Annotated in this window: 19 protein-coding genes; 16 read left to right on the top strand and 3 right to left on the bottom strand. The window is 46.3% G+C overall.

The genetic code is table 11. The features are described from left to right. The first annotated feature begins 23 nt into the window (after positions 1 to 23). The 3 genes from ACZ5XY_RS05285 (at position 24) to ACZ5XY_RS05275 (ending at position 3,995) form a co-directional block, all read left to right on the top strand. Positions 24 to 911, top strand: a complete 888-nt coding sequence (locus ACZ5XY_RS05285) for a UTP--glucose-1-phosphate uridylyltransferase (RefSeq protein ID WP_464743541.1) — start codon at positions 24 to 26, stop codon at positions 909 to 911. Beyond that, on the top strand, positions 911 to 2,578 hold the full coding sequence (gene pgi, locus ACZ5XY_RS05280; RefSeq protein ID WP_464743772.1) for a glucose-6-phosphate isomerase: 1,668 nt from the start codon (positions 911 to 913) through the stop codon (positions 2,576 to 2,578). The genes ACZ5XY_RS05285 and pgi overlap by 1 nt, the downstream gene beginning before the upstream one ends. Positions 2,579 to 2,639: 61 nt before the next feature. Beyond that, positions 2,640 to 3,995 (top strand): UDP-glucose/GDP-mannose dehydrogenase family protein, encoded by a 1,356-nt coding sequence (locus ACZ5XY_RS05275; RefSeq protein ID WP_464743539.1) that lies wholly within the window; start codon positions 2,640 to 2,642, stop codon positions 3,993 to 3,995. A gap of 116 nt (positions 3,996 to 4,111) precedes the next feature. On the opposite strand, the gene ACZ5XY_RS05270 is transcribed toward ACZ5XY_RS05275, so the two are convergent. Further along, the gene (locus tag ACZ5XY_RS05270) at positions 4,112 to 5,587 is read right to left on the bottom strand and encodes a phosphohexomutase domain-containing protein (protein ID WP_464743538.1); all 1,476 of its coding nucleotides are present in this window, start codon (positions 5,585 to 5,587) and stop codon (positions 4,112 to 4,114) included. Between the two features lie 214 nt (positions 5,588 to 5,801). Between ACZ5XY_RS05270 and mazG the strand changes: the two genes are divergently transcribed. From mazG to yjgA, 8 genes are all read left to right on the top strand, one after another. Further along, positions 5,802 to 6,617 (top strand): nucleoside triphosphate pyrophosphohydrolase, encoded by an 816-nt coding sequence (gene mazG, locus ACZ5XY_RS05265; protein WP_464743770.1) that lies wholly within the window; start codon positions 5,802 to 5,804, stop codon positions 6,615 to 6,617. A gap of 91 nt (positions 6,618 to 6,708) precedes the next feature. After that, complete coding sequence (locus ACZ5XY_RS05260) at positions 6,709 to 7,008, top strand: ComEA family DNA-binding protein (protein WP_464743536.1); 300 nt, start codon at positions 6,709 to 6,711, stop codon at positions 7,006 to 7,008. A 184-nt stretch (positions 7,009 to 7,192) separates the two neighbouring features. Then, positions 7,193 to 9,175 (top strand): polynucleotide adenylyltransferase PcnB, encoded by a 1,983-nt coding sequence (gene pcnB / locus ACZ5XY_RS05255; RefSeq protein WP_464743534.1) that lies wholly within the window; start codon positions 7,193 to 7,195, stop codon positions 9,173 to 9,175. Further along, complete coding sequence (gene folK, locus ACZ5XY_RS05250; protein WP_464743533.1) at positions 9,172 to 9,717, top strand: 2-amino-4-hydroxy-6-hydroxymethyldihydropteridine diphosphokinase; 546 nt, start codon at positions 9,172 to 9,174, stop codon at positions 9,715 to 9,717. The genes pcnB and folK overlap by 4 nt, the downstream gene beginning before the upstream one ends. Then, entirely contained in the window at positions 9,714 to 10,523 is an 810-nt protein-coding gene (panB, locus tag ACZ5XY_RS05245) for a 3-methyl-2-oxobutanoate hydroxymethyltransferase (protein WP_464743531.1), read from the top strand. The genes folK and panB overlap by 4 nt, the downstream gene beginning before the upstream one ends. Positions 10,524 to 10,558: 35 nt before the next feature. Further along, positions 10,559 to 11,440, top strand: coding sequence for a pantoate--beta-alanine ligase (gene panC, locus ACZ5XY_RS05240; protein WP_464743529.1), 882 nt, complete (start codon positions 10,559 to 10,561; stop codon positions 11,438 to 11,440). A gap of 40 nt (positions 11,441 to 11,480) precedes the next feature. Further along, a complete protein-coding gene (gene rapZ / locus ACZ5XY_RS05235; protein ID WP_464743527.1) occupies positions 11,481 to 12,428 on the top strand; it encodes an RNase adapter RapZ in 948 nt (315 codons plus the stop codon). A 66-nt stretch (positions 12,429 to 12,494) separates the two neighbouring features. Then, positions 12,495 to 13,013, top strand: a complete 519-nt coding sequence (gene yjgA / locus ACZ5XY_RS05230; protein WP_464743525.1) for a ribosome biogenesis factor YjgA — start codon at positions 12,495 to 12,497, stop codon at positions 13,011 to 13,013. An 82-nt stretch (positions 13,014 to 13,095) separates the two neighbouring features. Here the strand turns inward: yjgA and ACZ5XY_RS05225 are convergent, their stop codons facing one another. Further along, the gene (locus ACZ5XY_RS05225) at positions 13,096 to 13,716 is read right to left on the bottom strand and encodes a thiol:disulfide interchange protein DsbA/DsbL (protein ID WP_464743523.1); all 621 of its coding nucleotides are present in this window, start codon (positions 13,714 to 13,716) and stop codon (positions 13,096 to 13,098) included. A gap of 486 nt (positions 13,717 to 14,202) precedes the next feature. Between ACZ5XY_RS05225 and ubiG the strand changes: the two genes are divergently transcribed. The 4 genes from ubiG (at position 14,203) to ACZ5XY_RS05205 (ending at position 17,116) form a co-directional block, all read left to right on the top strand. Then, positions 14,203 to 15,006, top strand: coding sequence for a bifunctional 2-polyprenyl-6-hydroxyphenol methylase/3-demethylubiquinol 3-O-methyltransferase UbiG (gene ubiG / locus ACZ5XY_RS05220; protein WP_464743522.1), 804 nt, complete (start codon positions 14,203 to 14,205; stop codon positions 15,004 to 15,006). 207 nt (positions 15,007 to 15,213) lie between these two features. After that, the gene (locus tag ACZ5XY_RS05215) at positions 15,214 to 15,927 is read left to right on the top strand and encodes an HAD family hydrolase (RefSeq protein WP_464743521.1); all 714 of its coding nucleotides are present in this window, start codon (positions 15,214 to 15,216) and stop codon (positions 15,925 to 15,927) included. Positions 15,928 to 15,977: 50 nt separating this feature from the next. Next, the gene (locus tag ACZ5XY_RS05210) at positions 15,978 to 16,766 is read left to right on the top strand and encodes a YciK family oxidoreductase (RefSeq protein WP_464743519.1); all 789 of its coding nucleotides are present in this window, start codon (positions 15,978 to 15,980) and stop codon (positions 16,764 to 16,766) included. A gap of 83 nt (positions 16,767 to 16,849) precedes the next feature. Next, complete coding sequence (locus ACZ5XY_RS05205; RefSeq protein WP_464743517.1) at positions 16,850 to 17,116, top strand: DksA/TraR family C4-type zinc finger protein; 267 nt, start codon at positions 16,850 to 16,852, stop codon at positions 17,114 to 17,116. A gap of 130 nt (positions 17,117 to 17,246) precedes the next feature. Here the strand turns inward: ACZ5XY_RS05205 and ompR are convergent, their stop codons facing one another. Beyond that, entirely contained in the window at positions 17,247 to 18,014 is a 768-nt protein-coding gene (gene ompR / locus ACZ5XY_RS05200; protein WP_464743515.1) for an osmolarity response regulator transcription factor OmpR, read from the bottom strand. 312 nt (positions 18,015 to 18,326) lie between these two features. Here ompR and ACZ5XY_RS05195 point away from each other — a divergent pair, with 312 nt between their 5' ends. Further along, positions 18,327 to 20,843, top strand: a complete 2,517-nt coding sequence (locus ACZ5XY_RS05195; protein WP_464743513.1) for a Tex family protein — start codon at positions 18,327 to 18,329, stop codon at positions 20,841 to 20,843. Positions 20,844 to 20,918 lie beyond the last annotated feature (75 nt).

The raw sequence follows: 20,918 nt of genomic DNA, 5'->3' as shown, positions 1-20,918 counted from the left end.
ATCATGGACGTTTAATAATAATTATGACTACTTCTATTTCTCATGCCGTCATTCCCGTAGCAGGATTTGGAACGCGAATGCTGCCTTTATCAAAAGCCATTCCTAAAGAATTGCTACCGCTTGGTAATAAACCTGCCATTCACTATGTGGTCGAAGAAGCCATTGCCGCGGGCATCAAGCATATTGTTTTGGTCGGTCACGCGCAAAAAAGCGCCATTGAAAACTATTTTGATGTCAATGCTGAGCTTGATAGCCAATTGCGTCAAAAAGGTAAAGATAAGCTTGCCGATAGCTTAAATTGGCTACCGGATGATGTCAGTGTTTCTATGATTCGTCAAGGAAAGCCACTTGGTCTTGGTCATGCGGTTCTTGCTGCAAGACCAATTGTTGGCGACCATAACTTTGCCGTGCTCCTTCCTGATGTGGTGCTCAATCCGTTTACCACCGACTTAAGCCAAGACAATTTAGCATTTATGATTAAGGCATTTCAAAGCAATCAGCAATCGCAAATCTTGGTGGATCAAGTTGCTGATGGTGACGTTCATAAATATGGCATTGCTAAGCTTTGCGATAACCAATCTGCGCCAATGCAAAATAAAGATGAGTTGATGGGAAATCAAAGCTTTGGCGTGGCAGGATTTGTTGAAAAGCCAAGTTTAGAAAATGCGCCATCAAAGCTTGCAGTGGTAGGCCGTTATGTTTTTGACAACCGCATTTTTGATTATTTAGCTAAAACTCAGCCCTCCGTTGGTGGTGAAATTCAGCTGACTGACGCTATTGATGCGTTAATTAGCACCTCAGGCGTTCAAGTGACGACGATGAAAGGCGACAGCTTTGATGCCGGCGACATGACCTCTTATATGAAAGCATTTATTTATTTTGCCAAGCAGCAATTGGCGGAAAACCAATGATGACCACAAACTTAGCAGCGCCATCAATAAGTCAGAAAATAAGCGTGAAAACTTCGCCTCATTGGTCAGCGCTTGAGAATTTAGCAAAAAAATCGTGGTCATTACCAACACTTTTTGAGCAAGATGATCGGCGCGGTGAGCGCTTTCAAGTTTCTAACTTGTCGCTTTATTTAGATTACAGCAAACAGTGTTTAGACGATGAGGTAGTAAAGCATTTATTAGCCTTAGCTGACGATAGCAAATTAAAAGATAAAATTCATGCTTTGCTAAGCGGCGTCAAAGTCAACACCAGTGAGCAGCGGGCGGCACTACATACGGCGCTCAGGTTGCCCAAATCTGCTACGCTTTTGGTTGAAAATCGCGATGTGGTCAAAGACATTCATCAAAGTTTAGCCGACGTTGAGCGCTTATCGAGGCGAATTCGCAATGGCACTTGGCGCGGATTTTCAGGAAAAGCAATTACCGATGTGGTTAATATTGGTGTTGGCGGCTCGGATTTAGGACCGTTAATGGCAAGCACAGCGCTTGAGGAGTGGTCAGATACTGATATTGAGGTTCATTTTGTCTCGAATATGGATGGCAGCCAGTTGGATAATTTGCTCAAATGGCTCAATCCAGAAACCACATTATTTATCATCTCCTCCAAATCTTTTGGCACGGTGGATACCTTATCAAACGCCAAAACGGCGCTGAATTGGTTATTGACGACAGCGGCGACGCTATCGGGGTCAAAGCAAAGCGTACTTCGCCGTCATTTTATTGGCGTTTCTGCCAATCATGAAAAAATGAGCGCTTGGGGCATTCATCCTGAGCATCAGCTTGAGCTTTGGGATTGGGTTGGTGGGAGGTTTTCGCTGTGGTCAGCGATTGGTCTTGCCATCGCCATCGCCATTGGTATGCCAAAGTTTCATGAATTGCTGGCTGGCGCTCATGCGATGGATGAGCATTTTGCAGTGGCAGATTTTGCGGAAAATTTGCCCGTTTTGTTAGGGCTTATTGCGGTTTGGAACAGTAGTTTTTTACAAATTCATGGTCATACCGTGCTGCCTTATGATGGCAGGCTGGCTTATTTGCCAAGCTATTTGACCCAGCTTGAGATGGAAAGTAATGGCAAATCGGTAACCCATGACGGCTTAAAAGTTGACTACAATACCTGCCCAATTTTGTGGGGCGAGATCGGCTCAGATGCTCAGCACGCTTTTTATCAGCTCTTACATCAAGGCACTCAGCAGGTCTCTTGCGACTTTATTGCTTGCGTTCGCCACTACAGTGATGAGGAAAAATTTGCCACGCTGCGGCATCAGCATGAGCTTGCCTTATCCAACTGCCTTGCCCAAAGCCGCGTATTGGCCTTTGGTAACGCCGCGGTGGAAAATACCGCCATGGCTTGCGTTACTGATAAATTTAAAAATTATCGCGGCAATCAGCCCTCAACAACGATTTTAATTGATGAGCTGACGCCAAAAAGTTTGGGCGCGCTCATTGCGTTGTATGAGCATAAAGTTTATGTGATGGCTTGTATTTGGGATATTAACCCCTTTGACCAGTGGGGCGTTGAGATGGGAAAACAGATGGCGGAATCAGTTTATCAAGCATTAAGCCAAGATAAGCGACCGTTTGATGACTCAACCAATCAGCTGTTAGAGCACATTCGCAAGTTGTCTTAATCCTGATTAACTTTGTTTAGCCCTGTTCTTAATCGGCTTTTAATATTTAAAAGGTCAATTTATGCCTTACTCGCAATTACCGATAGCTTCAATGCCAAGTACTGATAGCGCAAAGGTTTGCGTCATTATCGGTCATAGTATTGAGGCAATTACCACAAGCGTGGTGCTTTCAAGTCTCAATCAGCGCGTCCATTTGTTTGCCAATTTAGCAAAGCTTACTGAGACGCTTGAGCAGTACGGCTTTGAGCATCATCTGCAAGCACTTTGGCAGCTTTATACCGGTCAGCAGCAAATTGAATGTGTTGACGTGCCAAAGGCAGCCGCAGACGTCATTAACCGTTATCAACCTGCCCAGTTGAACAATCAACACCAAACCCCTGAACTTTATTGGTTATTTTTAAATAATGTCCAAAATTACTGGTCAGATGATACTTGGATTACCGCGTTTAACCACAGTCAGCAGCAAGCATGCCCAATTATTTTAAGTGGAACAGCAAAAATTGGTCAAATCAGCGGCTTTGCTGAGGCACTGCGCCGAGCTTGGGTATATTATGTGCCGTTTGTATTTTTGCAAGATGGCGCCGCGTTTAGCTCCATGCTCACGCCTACGCTTTGGCTGTTGGGGGAGAAAACTTCAAACAGTGCTCAGCGCTTAAGCGTGCTGCGACCGATCATGCAGCAAGCAAAAGCTTATCACCAAGCGGATATTGCCACCATCGAATTTGCGCGCAGCAGCATCATGGCAATGCTGGCAACGCGCGTCAGCTTCATGAATGAGATGTCACGGTTTGCTGATGTCAATGGCGTTGATATTCAAAAGGTCAGCCAAATCATGGGGCTTGATAATCGAGTCGGTAACAGTTATTTGACCGCCGGTTGGGGTTTTGGCGGCAATAGCTTACCGCTTGAACTTGAAGCTTTGCAGCAATCAAGCGCCGATTGCCAAATCGCTATGCCGCTGATTGAATCGGTCATTCATATTAATGACGACCAAAAAGAGCTGATTTTCCGGAAATTTTGGCAGTATTTTGATGGTTTTATTGATGATAAAACGGTGCTGATTTGGGGTGCAAGCTATAAAGCCGACTCAGGTCGGACGGCAAACTCCGCCATTCATCCGTTATTGTCGCTGCTTTGGTCGTATAACATCAAAACGCGCGTTTATACGGATAAAGCAAAAGGCGAGCTGTTGGCACAATATAAAAACGAGCCGCTGCTTGAGATTATCGACGCGCCTTATGAGGGCATCAAAGGCGCTCAAGCGATGTTTTTATTAAGCGTGTCTCATCAAGAACCCATCGATATCGCTCAGCTAAACCAGTTTGGCTTACCGGTATTTGACGCGCAAAACGTGTTATCAAGATTACAAATTGATGATTTGGTTGGCGATTATATCGGTCTTGGTCGCAGCAAATAAGCCAAATTAAGGTTGCAAACCCTTCTAAATGAAAAGCGCTAAAAAAACTGCTCAAGTTGCTTGGGCGGTTTTTTTATAGTTATTATAAGGAGAATCAATTGCAGCGCCTAGGCAGATTAGGCAGGTGTTGCGCCGCGACCTTTAAGCCAAGTGACCAGTTCTGCCGTTTTTTCTTCAAGTAAATCAAGATTGCCTTTAGCTTCAATATTTAAGCGGATAAGCGGCTCAGTGTTTGACGCTCGCAAATTAAAGCGCCAGTTGTCAAAATCAAGGCTTAAACCGTCAAGCATTAATTTTTCAGGATTTTGGGCGGCAAAATGCTGCTCAATGTCATGAATAATCGTTTTTGCATCAATATCGGTCAAGCGAAAATTGAGCTCCCCTGAGCTTGGAAAGTCAGCAATATATTGACGGACAAGCTCGGATAACGTTTTACCGCTGACGGATAATAGCTCAATGGTCAACAACCACGGAATCATGCCGCTATCGCAGTAAAAAAAGTCGCGAAAATAGTGATGGGCGGACATCTCACCACCGTAAATCGCGCCGGCATCGCGCATTTTTTGCTTGATAAATGAGTGCCCTGATTTGCTTAACACGCCTTTGCCAGAAAAGTTATCGATGACCGCTTCGGTATTAAAAATCACTCGTGGGTCGTAAACGATGGACTCACTCGGATGCTTTTGTAAAAATGCTTGCGCGAGCATGCCAACCACGTAGCTGCCATCGATAAAATTGCCGGTTTCATCAAACAAAAAGCAGCGGTCAAAGTCGCCATCAAAGGCAATCCCTAAATCTGCACCATTATTAATAACCGTATCGCGGGTGGCAGTGCGATTTTCCAAAATCATGGGGTTAGGAATGCCGTTTGGAAAGCTGCCGTCCGGCTCATGATGCAAGCGAATAATGTCTAATGGCGCGCCCTGACTTTGTAAGTTGTCAACGAGTAAATCAACAACAGGGGCGGCGCTGCCATTACCGCAATTGATAACCAGTTTTAAGGGATTTAATTTTTTAGCATCAATAAAGGTCAACAAATGATTAATATAAGCCGTTTTATCAGTTTTTGATTGAATAGTGCCAAGCTTGGTCGGTTTAGCAAAGTTTCCCGACTCAGCCAGTGCTTGAATTTCTGCCAAACCATCATCAGCGCTGATGGGCTTTGAGTGCTCTTTAACCAGCTTTAAGCCATTGTAATTAATCGGGTTATGACTTGCGGTGACTTCAATGCCGCCAAGCGCTTGGTAATGACTGGTGGCAAAATAAACTTCTTCGGTTCCGGTCATTCCCAAATCAATCACATCAATTCCGGCGTCAATAATGCCCGAAATGGTAGCCGCTTTTAAGGCCTCACTTGAGGGGCGAATATCGCAGCCGATGGCGATGCAGCGGTTTAGGTCTTTATTTTCGGTATTGTTATTATCGTTCAATCGCGATGCCAAGATTTGCGCAAAGGCGCGACCAATGCGGTAAGCAATGTCCTCATCAAGGTTGACGCCAAGCTCGCCGCGAATGTCATAAGCTTTAAATGAGGTGATGGGTCGCGGCTCAAATTGCGGTTCGGGTTTTGAAAATTGTGGATTGGTGGTCATTAAACATCCCTTGTTTTTTGTCATTTTAAAAAAATATGATGAAAGGTTATCTAAAAATTGTGGGCTAAATTTTACAACGATTAATGATACACTAACCCTGCTGCGCCGCCTATAACGGCAACGAAATCAGGACGATATTATGACCAAGACTCACCTTGTAACCTCTCAAGATAATTCAAAACTGACTGTTAATGTTCCGACACCTGTAAAGGGAATGCCAACCGCCACAGGCGAAATTAGCGACTTAATCGCATTGATGGCAAGGCTTCGCGATGATTGCCCTTGGGATAAAAAGCAGACCAATCAAAGCTTGATTCCGTATGCCATTGAAGAGGCTTACGAGCTTGCCGAGGCAGTTCAAGATAATGATGATGAGGACATCAAAGGCGAGCTTGGCGATGTGCTGTTGCAAGTGATTTTTCATTGTCAGCTTTATGCCGAGCAACACCGTTTTGATTTCAGTGACGTTATCCAAACGCTACAAGAAAAGCTGATTCGCCGTCATCCGCACGTGTTTGATAAGGACAATTTGCCCGATGATGCGGCGGTCAAAAAACGCTGGGATGAAATTAAAGCCGAAGAAAACGCTGCCAAAGCCACTCGCGGAAAGCCCAAGCGCCGATTAGACAATATCAAAGCCGGAAGCGCGCTGATGCAAGCTCAAGAGCTGCAAAAACAAGCGGCAAAGCTTGGCTTTGATTGGGAGGGCGTCAGTGGCGCGCTTGATAAGCTTGATGAGGAAATAGACGAGCTAAAAGCCGAAATTGCAAACAAATCCAAAGCTGATATCAAAGCCAACAAAGCGATCATTGAAAAAGAGCTTGGCGATTGTTTTTTTGCTTTGGTCAATATTGCAAGAAAGCTTGATTTAGATGCCGAAGCTGCAACGTTAACTTGCGTTCATAAGTTCAAATCGCGATTTGGCTTTATTGAAAATGAGCTGTTAAAGATCAATCAAAGCCTTGAGGACAGCAGTCTTTTTGAGATGGATCAGCTTTGGCAAGCGGCAAAACGTTATGAAAAGGACTAAAACTTTTTCGTTACCTAATTTTTCGCTGACTGCTTTTTCATCGTTTGCAATGTCGTTAGCGGCGTTTTTCTTGTGTTTATCATTGATGTTGATGATACCGAAAATAAGCCTTGCCGCGATGTGTTTTGGCGACCCAAAAAGTGCTTATCAGCAATTGACACGGCAAGAAAACCTCAATGAGCAAGCAGTAAAATCAGCGCTGGTGAACATCAATACGGCAAGTGAGGCCGAACTGGTGTCGCTTCATGGTATCGGCAGCAGCAAAGCGCAAGCGATTATTTTGTACCGCGAGATGTTTGGCAATTTTAATAGCGTTGATGACTTAGCAAAAGTAAAAGGCATCGGCGCCAAAACCATTGAAAAAAATCGCTCGCGGCTTCGCGTTCGCTAAATCGTTGAATAGACGACTTAAGCGCTTAACCCTGCCTAAAAGCAACAATACCTAAAAGATTTAACACAATGAGGGTAGGGTTGACGCACACGCGGCGCGCAAAATTTGTTAAACTAGCGCTGACATCCGCCTGATGCGCTGACAAGCAAGCATTTCGCGGTTTTGATTGGCAAGGAGTAGATGCATGGCCGAGCGCGCCGCCAAGCAGTTAGCATTACACAAATCTGAATTACCCAATTCCATCATCGAAGTGATTGCCACCTTGGCACGAGCAGGCTTTGAGGCGTTTATCGTGGGCGGCGGCGTCCGCGACACCTTGCTTGGGCTTAAGCCTAAAGACTTTGACGCGGTCACCGATGCCAAGCCGCATGAGGTCAAAGACGTGTTTGGCAAGCGCTGCCGGATTATCGGTCGCAGGTTTCAGCTCGCCCACGTGTATTCAGGTCGCGACTTGATTGAGGTGGCAACCTTTCGCGCGCCGCCTAAAAATGACGCCAACGTTACTCAAGACGGTATGCTTATCCGCGATAATGTTTGGGGCGATATTAAGCAGGACTTTGCTCGCCGCGATTTTTCGATTAATGCCTTATATTATCAGCCGTTGACCGGCGTCGTTCACGATTTTTGCGGGGCGATTGATGATATTAATCACAAAATCATCCGCTTACTTGGCGACGCGCAAACCCGAATTGAAGAAGACCCTGTTCGACTGCTTCGAGCGCTGCGATTTAAAGCCAAATTGGGATTTGAATTTGATGACGCGCTTGCCCGTCAGTTTCGACCAGAAAATTGGGCGCTTCTTGAGCAAATATCCCCGCACCGCCTTTATGATGAAACGCAAAAGATGTTCACCGGCGGCTATTTAGTGCCGCTGCTGCCGTTATTGTTCGAATCAGGCGCGATTGAGCATTTGGTCATTTATCCACCAAAAGCGCCAAGCCCGCTGGTTCAGCAAGTGGCGATTAACACCGATAAGCGCATCAAAGCTGGCAAAAGCATCAATCCGGCATTTTTTTATGCCGCGCTACTTTGGGAAAACTATTTATATCAGCTTGAAAAATTTAAAAAGCGCAACATGCCGTTTGCTGAAGCGCAATTGCAAGCCGCAAGTATCGTTATTGACCGTCAACGCATAAAAACCGCCATTCCAAAGTTTGCTGAGCAGTTTATCCGCGATATTTGGCTGCTTCAGCCGCGACTTGCCGCGCCAAAAGCCAAGCAAATCGAAGGATTGTCCGAGCATCCACGATTTCGCGCCGGATTTGATTTTTTATTACTTCGTGAGGAGTGCGGCGATAGCGAGCACCCATTGTCTGAGTCGACCAACGGCATGGGCGAGTGGTGGCAAAATTTTCAAACCATGAGCGACAAGCAAAAACAAAAGGCCATTGCAAGCTTTGATGACAGCCGCCGCAGCGCTCAAAAACGTGGTCGCAACCGCAATCGGCAAAAACAAAATGAAAAAGCTGAAAGTATCGTCGCAAGCGTTGAGGTGAAATCTGCCGCAGCTCAGCAGCCAAGCGTTCAAGATAAAAGTGAATTAAATCAATTGCATAAATTGGCGCTGCCGCTGCAAAACCGCAGCAGCCAACCCAAGCCGTTATTTGTCATTGAGCATCAAAGCGTCGTTCCGCCTTTGCAAAAAAGCTTAACCGGCAAAAAAGATAAGTTGCAAAGCGCTGAGCCTGAAAACAGTCAATATGAGGACAATAAAACCGCTCAGGTTGAGCGAGCGCCAGTAGGTAAAAAAGATAGCGAAAAAGACCAGCCGCGTTATCCTGCTACCGCGCCAAAGCCTGCACCAACCACTGATGCCGTTCCAAGTCAGCGCCGCCGCCGCGCGCCAAGCAGTGAGGTTCCTGCTATTCGCGTAAAAGCAAACAAGCCGAGCGTGATTGTTAAAAATTTGCCTCAAGAAAAAGAGGATGATTCGACAAATTTAGCCGTTTCAAAAAAAGCAGCGGTTGAAAAAAACACTCAAAACCAAGCAAAAAATGCAGTTGATTCTAATGCAAAAGTAAATGCTGATCGTTCAAATGACGATACTCAAGTCAGCGCTAACATGAGCAATAATAAAGGCGCCATTCCTGCCACGCGCCGCCGCCGAACGCCAAGCAGTGACGAGCCTGCCGACCGCATCAAGCAAAAAAAGTGGGGCGTATCATGAGTGCTGAAAGCCAAACGCCAAATCAAAATTGGATTCAGTGCTATTTAGGACTTGGCAGTAATCTAGCCAATGAGCTTGGAGTCCCAATTGAGCATTTAAAGCGCGCTATTGCTACGCTTAAAGCAAATCCACAAATCCGCAATTTAATTGCGTCCTCATTTTATGGCTCAACCCCAATGGGACCGCAAGACCAACCCGATTTTGTCAATGCGGTGGTTGGTTTTGAGACAGATTTAACCCCAATTGCGCTATTAGAGGTTTGCCAAGCCCTTGAAACAGGGGCAAAGCGCGAGCGGCTTCGGCATTGGGGCGAGCGCAGTTTGGATGCTGATGTTCTATTGTTTGGCGACCAAAAGATTGATGAGCCGCGATTGACCGTCCCGCACGCCGGTCTCACTGAGCGCAATTTTGTACTGGTGCCGCTTCGAGAAATTGCACCAGACCTTATCATTAACGGCGCTCCCATCAGCAGCTATTCAGAGAGTCAAAACCTAAGCGGCATTCACCAAATTTGTGAGGCAAATCAGCGAGATAAGTTATGACCACGTTATCTACTTTACAGCAGTTTAAAACCTCAAAAACCAAATTTAGCTGCTTGACCTGCTATGATGCGATGTTTGCACGGATGATGGCGCGCGCTAAAATTGATGCGATTTTAATTGGTGACAGCCTTGGCATGGTGGTTCAAGGTCACGACTCGACCTTGCCGGTGACCGTTGCCGACATGGCATATCACACAGCGAACGTGGCTCGCGCCAATAGCGAGGCGCTGATATTAGCCGACTTGCCATTTATGAGTTACGCGCTATTAACTGAGGCGGTTGCCAACAGCCGAACGCTGATGCAAGCCGGCGCCCACGTCATTAAAGTTGAGGGCGGTTTTGAGCTTTGTGAGCTGATCAGCACGCTTGCCCATGCCGGAACGCCCACTTGCGTTCATTTAGGATTGACGCCGCAATCGGTCAACGTCTTTGGCGGCTACAAAGTCCAAGGTCGCGGAACGGATGCGGCTGCTAAATTGTTAAACGATGCCAAAGCCGTGGTCGAGGCGGGCGCGGCGATGCTCGTGTTAGAGTGCGTCCCAAGTGAGCTTGCCAAAGCTGTCACCGAAGCGGTGCATGTTCCGGTCATTGGCATTGGGGCAGGAGCGGACACCGACGGTCAGGTGCTTGTGATGCACGATATGCTTGGGATGACTCATGGTCGAGTGCCAAGATTTGTCCATGACTTTTTAACCGACCCCAAAAATGAATTGGGAAGCATTGAAGGCGCGTTTGCCTTATTTCAAAGTGAAGTCCGCGCCGGCAATTTTCCGCAAAGTCAGCACCAATTTAGCAATGATGCTTAATTTATACGGCTTTTAAAATAGTGATGTTTTAAACCATGAGCAATTCCCCCAAAATTTACCACCGAATCAACGCCATTCAGCAAGCGTTATTGCCCAATCGCGCTGATAAAATCATTGCCCTTGTGCCAACGATGGGAAACCTTCACGACGGTCATTTAGAATTGGTAAAAATTGCTAAAGCTCGCGCCGATATCGTCGTGGTCAGCATTTTTGTCAATCCAACTCAGTTTGGCGTTGGTGAGGATTTTGACAGCTATCCACGAACCCTTGATGATGATGTGGCAAAGCTTGCCGAGGTTGGCGCAGATTTGGTATTTGCGCCAAGCGTTGATGAAATGTATCCGGTGATGCCGCCACCGACAGCAGTTTTAACGGGCGACATTGCCAAGCTGCTTTGCGGTCAGTCCAGACCGACGCATTTTGATGGCGTTGGCATTGTCGTTTGCAAATTATTTAACATCATTGCTCCCAATATCGCCATTTTTGGGCAAAAAGACTATCAGCAATTGGCAATTATTAAGCAACTGGTTCGCGATTTAAGTTATCCGATTGAGATTATTGCCGCGCCTATCATCCGTGCTGATGATGGTTTGGCATTGTCCTCACGAAATCAATATTTAAGTGATGATGAGCGAAAAATTGCGCCAAAATTACAACAAGAATTACAGAATTTAGCTGAACAATTAAAAGACAATTCTTCGAAAAAATCATTAAACGAGCTGATTGATGACAGCAAAACTAAGCTCAATCAAGCTGGCTTTTTGGTCGATTATTTAGAAGTTAAATCGACAATGCTGGCGCCAATCAGCAGTAAATCGGCAGATATTTTTCAAAATGAATCTGCGATTGTGATTTTGGTGGCGGCAAAACTGGGTCGCGCTCGGCTTTTGGACAATTTGGTCGTTAACAAACCGTAAATCGCAGTCAAAAATTTACTTAATGGGAATGACAAACGCCATGGAAAACCTAAATAACAACCCTGCAACTTTTTATTGTGATGACGATAAGCTGAGCATTTTGGTGATTTCAGGACGTTCCGGCTCGGGGAAAACCTCAGTGCTTAATATGCTTGAGGATTTGGGCTATTATTCCATTGACAATTTGCCGTTATCGCTCGTTCCCGATGCGGCTTTTAAGCTCACCCGTGAAAGTAGCGTTTGCAAGATTGCTTTGGGCGTGGATATTCGCTCACCGCAAGCTGATTTGTCCAAATTTGCCGATATTTATCAAGGGCTTAAGCAAGAATACGGTGACAACCAAGTCCAAGTCATTTACGTGACTGCCCAAGAAAGCACACTGGTGGCAAGGTTTAACGCCACCCGCCGCGTTCACCCCTTGATGGCAACATCAAGCAGCGCCGGTTCTGAAAATACTTATAATTTGCCTGCTGCCATTGAAAAAGAAGCGGAATTGCTCGAACCCATTGCCTATTGCGCCGACATCAAAATTGATACCAGTAAATTAAACATTCATCAATTAAAAGAACGGCTTCGCGAGCTTATCGGCGCGGACAACAAAGTCGTGGTCAATTTATTGTCGTTTGGCTTTAAATATGGCAGCCCGATTGATGCCGATTTTGTATTTGACGTTCGCATTTTGCCCAACCCGCATTGGAATCCTGCGCTGCGAGCGGCAACGGGGCTTGATGCTAGCGTTGGTGAGTTTTTTGCTGATTATCCGGAAGTTAGCGAGATGACGTGCGATATTGGCAATTTTTTGCAGCGCTGGCTTCCAGAGTTTTTGCACAACAACCGCCATACCGTCACCATTGCGATTGGCTGCACCGGCGGCAAGCACCGCTCGGTATTTGTCACCGAAGCGTTAGCAAAAATGCTTGATGAGTTACCAGAGGCGCTGATTGTGGTGGCTAAACACCGTGAAAAACACCGTTGGCAGTTAACTTAACGGTTAATGCTTGCTAGGCGTCACAATTTTAAAATACGAAAAGTTGTAAACAGTAAAAGGGTAGTTATGATTAATTGGTCTGAGCATGACATGCGCGTCTCCCGAACGGAGCTGAAAAAAGCCCACGAGCGCTTGCAGCAGTTGGCAATTCCGTTGGCAAATTTGTCCAAAAAGCAGCTCAAAGCGCTGCCGGCAAGCGATTATTTTATGGCAGAATTGCTTGCCCTTGCCGACATTACCAATGCCAATGCCAATGCCCGCAACCGCCAAACCAAACGTGTTGGCAAGCTGATGGTGGAAGAAGACCGCCATGTGCTCGTTAAAGCCTTGTTTGAAGCGTTTTTTGCTAAAGAACAAATTGCCAAGATTGAGAGCTGGCAAGAGCGGCTCAACATTCATGACGAGGGCACGCTTAAGCAGTTTACCAAGCAATTTCAAGCTTCTGAGCGCAACAGCCTTTATCAGCTCTTGCTTTGGATTGAATACGCCCGTCATTTGCAAGATGATGAACTGCTTGCTGAGTCCGTTGCCGATTTGCAAAGCTATATTCGCGAAGTGGCGCTATTATCGCAGCTTAATAAATAGCTCGCTTTGATTTATAGCGTGAATAAAAAAGCCAATCGTGAACAGATTGGCTTTTTTATTGAAAATTTGAGATAAATCCGGCTTATTTTTTCTCAGCGCGGACTTTTTTCACCAAGTAATCGACCACTTTGGGTACATTGGCATCTTCGCCGGTCACCACATATTTACCTTGGACGACAACGGCAGGAACGCCGGACAACTGATAGCGCTTAGCGCCGGCTTGCGAGCGACCAATTTTAGTGCCAACGGCAAATGAGTTATAAAGGCTGTTAAATTTTTTCTGGTCAACGCCTTTTGAAGCGTACCATTTGCTTAAAGACGCTTGGTCAAACAGCTTTTTGCCGTCTTTTTGAATCGCATCAAATAGCGCGTCGTGGGTTTTGTCTTCAAATCCTAACAATTGCGCGGCGTAAAACCCGCGAGCATTGGCTTCCCAAACTGGATTGAGCGCAGCAGGGGTTTTGAAGAATGCCACGTCTTTAGGTTTGGTTTTTGCCCATTTTTCCATGTGCGGGTTTAAGGTGTAGCAATGCGGGCAGCCGTACCAAAAAAACTCGCGAACAATGATGGTATTTCCGGTGATGGTTTCAGGGTTGTCAAGAACGCGGTAGTCCTTTCCGGCGACATAATCGGCGGCCGTTGCCCCCATCGAGGCAAGCCCAATTGCTGCCGTCAGCCCAGTCAAAGCAAGAACACGTTTCATAAAGTTTCCTTAAGCGCTTGATAATCAAAAAATCGAAGAAAAAAGGGTTCAGCGGTAAACCAAATCAACAATCAGGGTAAAATCTTCATTGCCGCAAAATTGACTTAACAACAAACAACACCGTTGTTAATCATGGCAAAGCATTTATTTATTGCCGTCGAAGTCGACTATAATATCGTAAATAATAACCGCTTGTGAATCAGAACCTTAACCAAAAGTTGTTAATCTGTGACCATTATCAAGAGTTGATTAACAGTTTTAGCAAGGTCTTAGCAAAGTTTCGGCTTGGCTGACTTTGCCATCTGGCACCCTTCAGAATGGTTAAAGGACAAATTTTATCGCTCATGCTACCATGATGAGGAATAATTGGGAATTGCCAATTGCGACCTGCATTTTTTACGCAAGGCGCAAACGATGTTGCCAGTGTTTTTAATGACCAAAATTATTTTTAAGCCCATAACTGATAATGATAAAAAAGGATAAGAGATGAGCCAAACTTTAGTAAACGCCAAAAATGCTGAGGGCAATCCAAACAGCAAGCCAAACCCTGCCAAAAGCAACGTTGATGCCAGTGAAATCGCCAAGTTTAACAATTTGGCTCATGAGTGGTGGGACAAATCCGGCGCGTTTGCCACCTTGCACCAAATCAATCCTTTGCGGCTGAACTGGATTTGCGACAATGCTGCCCGAGTTTATGGCTCAGATGATGATACGGCAAACGTCTTAAAAGGTAAAAAAATCGTTGATATCGGCTGCGGCGGTGGTATTTTAGCCGAATCGATGGCGCGGCGCGGCGCGGACGTTTTAGGCGTTGATTTGGGGGAGGAAAACCTTAAAGCGGCGACGATTCACGCCAAACAAAGCGGTCTTGAAACTACCTTACGCTATGAGCACATTGCGGTGGAGGACTTGGCAAAACGCGAGGCAGGTCAATTTGATATCGTCACTTGTATGGAAATGCTTGAGCATGTTCCCAACCCTGCTGCCATCGTTCAGGCGTGTTTTGAGTTATTAGCACCCGGCGGCGTTTGTGTGCTCTCCACCATTAACCGCAATCCAAAATCGTATTTATTTGCGATTATCGGCGCGGAATACGTGCTGCGCCTACTTGACCGCGGTACCCATGATTACGGCAAATTTATCACGCCCGCCGAGCTTGACAGCATGGCAATGACTTCAGGATTTGCGCGCCAAGATATTATTGGGCTACATTATAACCCCATCACCAAGCGCTATTGGCTGGCGCAAAACGTCGATGTCAATTATATGATGGCGGTCAAAAAGCCGTGATAGATTTAATTTAATGTAAAAATAAAAAAGCGAATAAAGCGATGCTGGGATGAATTTTTTGCCGCCTCTGTGAATAAAATGAACAGCAAGCAAAAAAAATTTATACCAGTTGAGCGTTTTAAGAACGGTCATGTTTAATCTTAGATTAATGATAAACCTATTAAAAAAGCCGCTGTTAACTTATATTTATTTCAACTGAGCACCCTTATGAGCCGAAAAATAAACGCTGTTCTTTTTGATTTGGACGGCACGTTGATTGATACTGCTGCCGATTTTGTGCGCATTATTGCTTGTATGAGCGCGCAAAATGGTTGGCAAGTTCCTGAAGAGGCGCTAATCCGCGAGCAAGTTTCAGCAGGAGCGTCCGCCATGGTCAAATTGATGCTGCGCCATAATGAGCAGCTAGACGTCGATGAAAAAGCCCTTTTGGGATTTCGCCAGCAGTTTTTGGACGATTACGCCGCGGATATTTGCGTTGACAGCTGCTTATTTACCCGCCTTGAAGATGTTTTGGCTCACTTTGAAGCCAACAATATTCCTTGGGGCATTGTCACCAATAAGCCGCGCTATTTGGCAGAAGACTTATTATCCGCGCTTAATTTGGACAAGCGCTGCTCAGTTTTGGTTTGCCCGCAAGACGTTAGCAATCCCAAGCCCGACCCTGAGCCGATGCTGCTTGCCCTTGATAAATTAAACTTGCCAAAATCTGCTGCGCAAAACGTCATTTACGTCGGCGACCATGTTCGCGATATCGAGGCAGGGGCAGCAGCTGGGATGAAAACGATTTTAGCGGCTTACGGTTATATTCCGCCTGAGGATAAAGACCGCCTTGAAGATTGGGGCGCGGACTATATCATTGCCACGCCCGAAGCGCTTTATGACTTATTATTGTCAGATGAATTTGCTTATTTCGCCGCTTAACTTTTTACTTCATGATTTTAATTGACAACCTTGCCAAAGTGAGAACTTGAATGATAGCTAATAATAAAGCAACTTTGAGCCATGACGACATTCGCAATTTTGTTCCAAAAAGCGACTGCCTTTTAGGTAAAACCATTTTGGTGACCGGCGCCGGCGACGGGATTGGTCGGGTGGCAGCGCTCACTTACGCAAGCTTTGGCGCGACCGTGTTGCTGCTTGGGCGCACCAGCAGCAAGCTTGAATACGTTTATGATGAGATTGAAAGTATGGGCGGCGCTCAGCCTGCCATGCTGCCGATGAACCTTGAAAGCGCCACCTATGCAGAGATGCAGCAGCTTGAACAAATGATTCATAAAGAAGTTGGCGCGCTTGATGGACTGCTGCATAACGCAGGAATTTTGGGAAGCCTCACTCCGCTTGAAATGTACGATGTTCATACCTTTGCCGAGGTGATGAAAGTGAATTTGACCGCCACTTTTATGCTGACCCAAGCCATGCTGCCACGGCTTAAAGATGCGCCAAACGGCTCGATTGTATTTACCACAAGTTCAGTGGGAACGAACCCGAAAGCCTTTTGGGGCGCTTATGCGTTATCCAAGCAAGCGGTTGAGGGCATGAGCGATATTTTCACTCAAGAAACGCAAAACACCACCAATTTACGCTTTAATTGCATCAATCCGGGGGCGACGCGAACCAATATGCGCGCTCATGCCTACCCTGGGGAGAATCCGTTAAGCCTTAAAACGCCTGAGGACATCATGGTAGGCTACGTTTGCTTGATGAGTGATGACAGCATTGGCGTTCGTGGTCAAGTGGTGGCATTGCAACCAAAAGATTAAGATTATTGTTCTATTGAAAACCGCTAATTTGTCGCCATCTTATTGTTATTGAAGCGTTTTTAAATTTTAAAAAAGGAAATAACATGGCAGGTGGTTGGTCACGAGATGGCGCAGAGCACGAACAAATGGACGCCACGGTCAATGATGCCCTAGACCGAGCTCGGCGCGCGCTACCAAGGGGCGAGAGCGCTGAATTTTGCGATGAGTGCGGTGAGGCGATTCCGGAGGCGCGCCGGAAAGCATTAAAAGGCGTTCAGCACTGCGTCCGCTGCCAAAGCGAGCTTGAAAGTCAGGCAAAAAAGGTGGAGCTGTTTAACCGCCGCGGCAGTAAAGACAGTCAGCTGCGTTAATTTAACAATAATTTTGCTAAATTTTTTGCTAAATATAAAAAAACCGATGGCAATTTGCGAATCGGTTTTTTTATGGCTAAATGGAAAAATAAATTAAACGGAAAAACAAGCTAAGCAAAAAAATAAAAAATTAAGCTTCAGGAGCGGTATTTTCTGTTGCAGCTTCATCAGGAACAAACACGTAGCCTACGCCCCAAACGGTTTGGATATAGCGCGCTTGTGACGGATTGTCTTCAATTAAGCGGCGAAGGCGCGATACTTGAACGTCGATTGAGCGCTCCATCGCGCCCCACTCGCGGCCGCGAGCAAGATTCATCAGTTTATCGCGGGTTAACGGCTCGCGCGGATGCTGAACTAAAGCTTTTAATACGGAAAACTCGCCGGTGGTTAAGGTAACCACGTTGCCGTCGCGTTTGAGCGTTCGGGTAGATAAATCAAGCGTCCAAGGTCCAAATTCAACGACTTCTAGCTGATAACTTGGCGCGCCGGGCAATTCGCGGTTTTGGCGGCGAAGAACCGCTTTGATTCGCGCAAGCAACTCTTTTGGGTTAAATGGTTTTGGCAGATAGTCGTCTGCACCCGCCTCAAGCCCTGCAATGCGGTCGGCATCACCACCTTTTGCAGTCAGCATAATGATAGGAATGTCGGCATTTTCCGCGCGAAGGCGTTTACAGATGCTGATGCCATCTTCACCTGGGAGCATCAAATCAAGAACGACAAGCGAGAACAGCTCGCGCTGCATGAGCTTGTCCATTTGGCTTGCGTCGTGAGCGGTGCGAACCACAAAGCCGTCGTCTTCCAAAAAGCGCTGCAAAAGCGAGCGCAAGCGGGCGTCATCATCGACCACTAAAATGCGCTGAGTCATGGTATCGGTATTGGGAGTGGTGTTATCAGTCATGCCAAAATCCTTAAAAGCTTATTATTGTCAGTGTTGTTATCGCCAAGTTTTTATGCAGTGGGTCAGCAAAAAAAATTATTTATCCTTAAAAATTAAAACTTTCGTTTTACTTTAAAATCTTATCACCCTGCCACTTTAGTTTATAAGATTGTACCGACTTTTGCATCATTTAAGGTCACATTTGCTGTATGCGTTTGTTTACAAGCTTTGGCGCTAATTTTGATAATTAAACTTGGCGGCAATAAAAAGGATTTTTATTCATTCAGCTTTTGCTATAATGCCAAGTGACATTTTTTAGTGATAGATACGGATATGAGTAGCACTGATTCCCAAACGTCTTCGCAGCAGCAACCTAAAGCCAGTTTAACTGCTGAGCAAAACACCGCCATCTACGCCAAATTGGCGGCAAGTCTTGGTATCAATACCGCGCAGGTTAATGCGTTTGTCACCCTTTATGATGAAGGCGCGACCGTGCCGTTTATTGCGCGCTACCGAAAAGATAAAACTCAAAACTTGGACGATGTTAAGCTGCGCGCCCTTGAAAAAGCGCTCAATTATGAGCGCGATATGGCAAGCCGCCGCCAAAAAATCATTGAGCTTTTGAGCAATCAAGGCAATTTAACCGATGAATTAAGCGCTCGCATTGAGTCTGCCAAATCCAAGCTTGAGCTTGAAGACATCTATTTACCGTATCGACCACGCCGCCGCTCTTTGGCAGCAAAAGCTCGCGCTGTGGGGCTTGCGCCTGTTGCCGACACTATTTTGCAACATGAAGTTGCGCCAACCGAGGCGCTTAATGACTATCAATTGCCAACTACTGACAGTGCGGACAATGCTGACCACCAAGAGTTGGATTTAGAGGCGTTTAACAATATTGATAAGCAGCTTATTGGGGTTCAAGCGATTATCATTGATGATTGGACACAAGCGTTAGATTTGCTCGATAATCTGCGTCAAGGCTTTGCCAAAACTGCGCAAATCGTCTCAAACGTGGCAAGCGATGACAAACGCGAAGTCGGTGAAAAGTTCAAAGACTATTTTGAGCATTCAGAAAGCTTAGCCCGCCTTCCTAATCACCGCCTGCTTGCCATGCTTCGCGGTCGCCAAGAAAACGTCTTGGGGCTTAAAATCGATGGCGAAGATGCGCCATTTATCGAAAAAATCGTTAGCCATTTTCAGCTTGCCAATGTAGAGCCAATGCCGCGCCGCGAGTTTTTGTTAGAAGCGGCTCATAAGCTTTGGTCGGACAAATGGCGACCGCATATTGAGCACCGTCTTTTAACTGAAAAGCGTTTAGCTGCTGAAGCGGACGCCATTGAGGTGTTTGCTAACAATTTACAGCATCTGCTTATGGCAGCCCCTGCCGGTCGCAAAGTGATTTTGGGCGTTGACCCTGGCATCCGTCACGGCGTCAAAATGGCGCTGATTGACGACCAAGGTCAGGTGATGACCGATGGCGATGGCAAATTTGTCACTGCAACTGTGTATCCGTTTGCCCCTGACAATAAAATGACCGAAGCAAAAGCCGTCATTGATGACTTGTTAAGCACTTATAATGTGGATTTAATTGCCATTGGTAACGGCACGGCTAGCCGCGAAACCGATGCGATGATTAAAGACATTTTAGCGGCAAACAGTAGCCTAAAAGCGCGAGCGGTCATTGTGAATGAATCGGGCGCATCTGTTTATTCCGCCAGTGAGCTTGCAAGCGATGAATTGCCAGAATTGGACGTTTCGGTTCGCGGCGCGGTATCGATTGCGCGAAGGCTTCAAGACCCCTTATCAGAGCTGGTTAAAGTTGACCCCAAAGCCATTGGTGTTGGTCAATATCAGCACGACGTCAACCAAAATCAGCTTGCCGATAGCCTTGATAAAGTTACCCAAGACAGCGTAAACGCCGTTGGCGTTGATGTGAATACCGCAAGCCCTGCGATTTTAGCGCACATTGCGGGGCTTAACCGCAACGTGGCTCAGCAAATCGTCAACTATCGCCGCGAAAATGGTGCGTTTAGCAACCGCGACGCTTTAAAAAACGTGCCAAGACTTGGCAGCAAAACCTTTGAGCAAGCGGCCGGATTTTTGCGGATTCGCTCAGGGGATAACGCCCTTGATGCCACCGGTGTTCACCCTGAAAGCTATGGCTTGGTCAATGAGCTGCTCAGCCAATCAGGATTGCGCCTTGAGGACGTTCTTGGTAATAGTGAGGCATTATCGCGCTTGGATATAACCGCAGTTAACGATGACAGTGGCGTTGGCGTGAAAGCCGTCATTGATGAGCTTGCCAAACCTGCCCACGACCCAAGACCTGAGTTTAAAACCGCCAATTTCCGCGATGATGTCAACAGCATCAAAGACTTAACCGAGGGCATGGTGCTAGAAGGCGTTGTGACCAACGTTACCGCTTTTGGCTGCTTTGTGGATGTCGGCGTTCACCAAGATGGCTTGGTGCATATCTCGCAAATGGCAAACGATTTTGTTGCCGACCCGATGAACCGCGTTAAACCCGGTGACATTGTCAGCGTTCGGGTGATTTCTATCGATGAAGCCCGCGGTCGAATTGGCTTTAGCATGAAAGCTGAGCAAGACAAGAGCGCATCAAAAGCTGCATCAGCGCAACATGCGGCTAAAGACAACGCCAAAACTTCTGAGCCTTCACGTCAAGCTAAGCCATATAAAGGCGCTAAAGAAAAATCCGCGCCGCGAAAAGACAATGGCAAACCGCAAAACCGACCTCATAAAGCCGCAAAACCAAAAACGGATGCCCCTGCTAAAATCGGCACGTTTGGCGCCTTGCTGCAAGAAGCGGGCGTAAAAAAAGGCGGTAAATAAATTTTTTAAAATTTAAATGACATCAAAAAAGCGGCTTATCTCCTAAGCCGCTTTTTTGTTTTTTTATTGATGGTA

Source organism: Psychrobacter sp. GTC18467, from assembly GCF_055397455.1.
The sequence above is the reverse complement of the archived record's forward strand: the minus strand, read 5'-3'. Positions and strand labels throughout refer to the sequence as shown.

What these genes read in the sequence shown, in the direction of transcription:
- ACZ5XY_RS05285 (WP_464743541.1), top strand. Translation starts at nt 24, where the DNA reads ATGACTACTTCTATTTCTCATGCCGTCATTCCCGTAGCAGGATTTGGA.
- pgi (WP_464743772.1), top strand. Translation starts at nt 911, where the DNA reads ATGACCACAAACTTAGCAGCGCCATCAATAAGTCAGAAAATAAGCGTG.
- ACZ5XY_RS05275 (WP_464743539.1), top strand. Translation starts at nt 2,640, where the DNA reads ATGCCTTACTCGCAATTACCGATAGCTTCAATGCCAAGTACTGATAGC.
- ACZ5XY_RS05270 (WP_464743538.1), bottom strand. Translation starts at nt 5,587, where the DNA reads ATGACCACCAATCCACAATTTTCAAAACCCGAACCGCAATTTGAGCCG.
- mazG (WP_464743770.1), top strand. Translation starts at nt 5,802, where the DNA reads ATGCCAACCGCCACAGGCGAAATTAGCGACTTAATCGCATTGATGGCA.
- ACZ5XY_RS05260 (WP_464743536.1), top strand. Translation starts at nt 6,709, where the DNA reads ATGATACCGAAAATAAGCCTTGCCGCGATGTGTTTTGGCGACCCAAAA.
- pcnB (WP_464743534.1), top strand. Translation starts at nt 7,193, where the DNA reads ATGGCCGAGCGCGCCGCCAAGCAGTTAGCATTACACAAATCTGAATTA.
- folK (WP_464743533.1), top strand. Translation starts at nt 9,172, where the DNA reads ATGAGTGCTGAAAGCCAAACGCCAAATCAAAATTGGATTCAGTGCTAT.
- panB (WP_464743531.1), top strand. Translation starts at nt 9,714, where the DNA reads ATGACCACGTTATCTACTTTACAGCAGTTTAAAACCTCAAAAACCAAA.
- panC (WP_464743529.1), top strand. Translation starts at nt 10,559, where the DNA reads ATGAGCAATTCCCCCAAAATTTACCACCGAATCAACGCCATTCAGCAA.
- rapZ (WP_464743527.1), top strand. Translation starts at nt 11,481, where the DNA reads ATGGAAAACCTAAATAACAACCCTGCAACTTTTTATTGTGATGACGAT.
- yjgA (WP_464743525.1), top strand. Translation starts at nt 12,495, where the DNA reads ATGATTAATTGGTCTGAGCATGACATGCGCGTCTCCCGAACGGAGCTG.
- ACZ5XY_RS05225 (WP_464743523.1), bottom strand. Translation starts at nt 13,716, where the DNA reads ATGAAACGTGTTCTTGCTTTGACTGGGCTGACGGCAGCAATTGGGCTT.
- ubiG (WP_464743522.1), top strand. Translation starts at nt 14,203, where the DNA reads ATGAGCCAAACTTTAGTAAACGCCAAAAATGCTGAGGGCAATCCAAAC.
- ACZ5XY_RS05215 (WP_464743521.1), top strand. Translation starts at nt 15,214, where the DNA reads ATGAGCCGAAAAATAAACGCTGTTCTTTTTGATTTGGACGGCACGTTG.
- ACZ5XY_RS05210 (WP_464743519.1), top strand. Translation starts at nt 15,978, where the DNA reads ATGATAGCTAATAATAAAGCAACTTTGAGCCATGACGACATTCGCAAT.
- ACZ5XY_RS05205 (WP_464743517.1), top strand. Translation starts at nt 16,850, where the DNA reads ATGGCAGGTGGTTGGTCACGAGATGGCGCAGAGCACGAACAAATGGAC.
- ompR (WP_464743515.1), bottom strand. Translation starts at nt 18,014, where the DNA reads ATGACTGATAACACCACTCCCAATACCGATACCATGACTCAGCGCATT.
- ACZ5XY_RS05195 (WP_464743513.1), top strand. Translation starts at nt 18,327, where the DNA reads ATGAGTAGCACTGATTCCCAAACGTCTTCGCAGCAGCAACCTAAAGCC.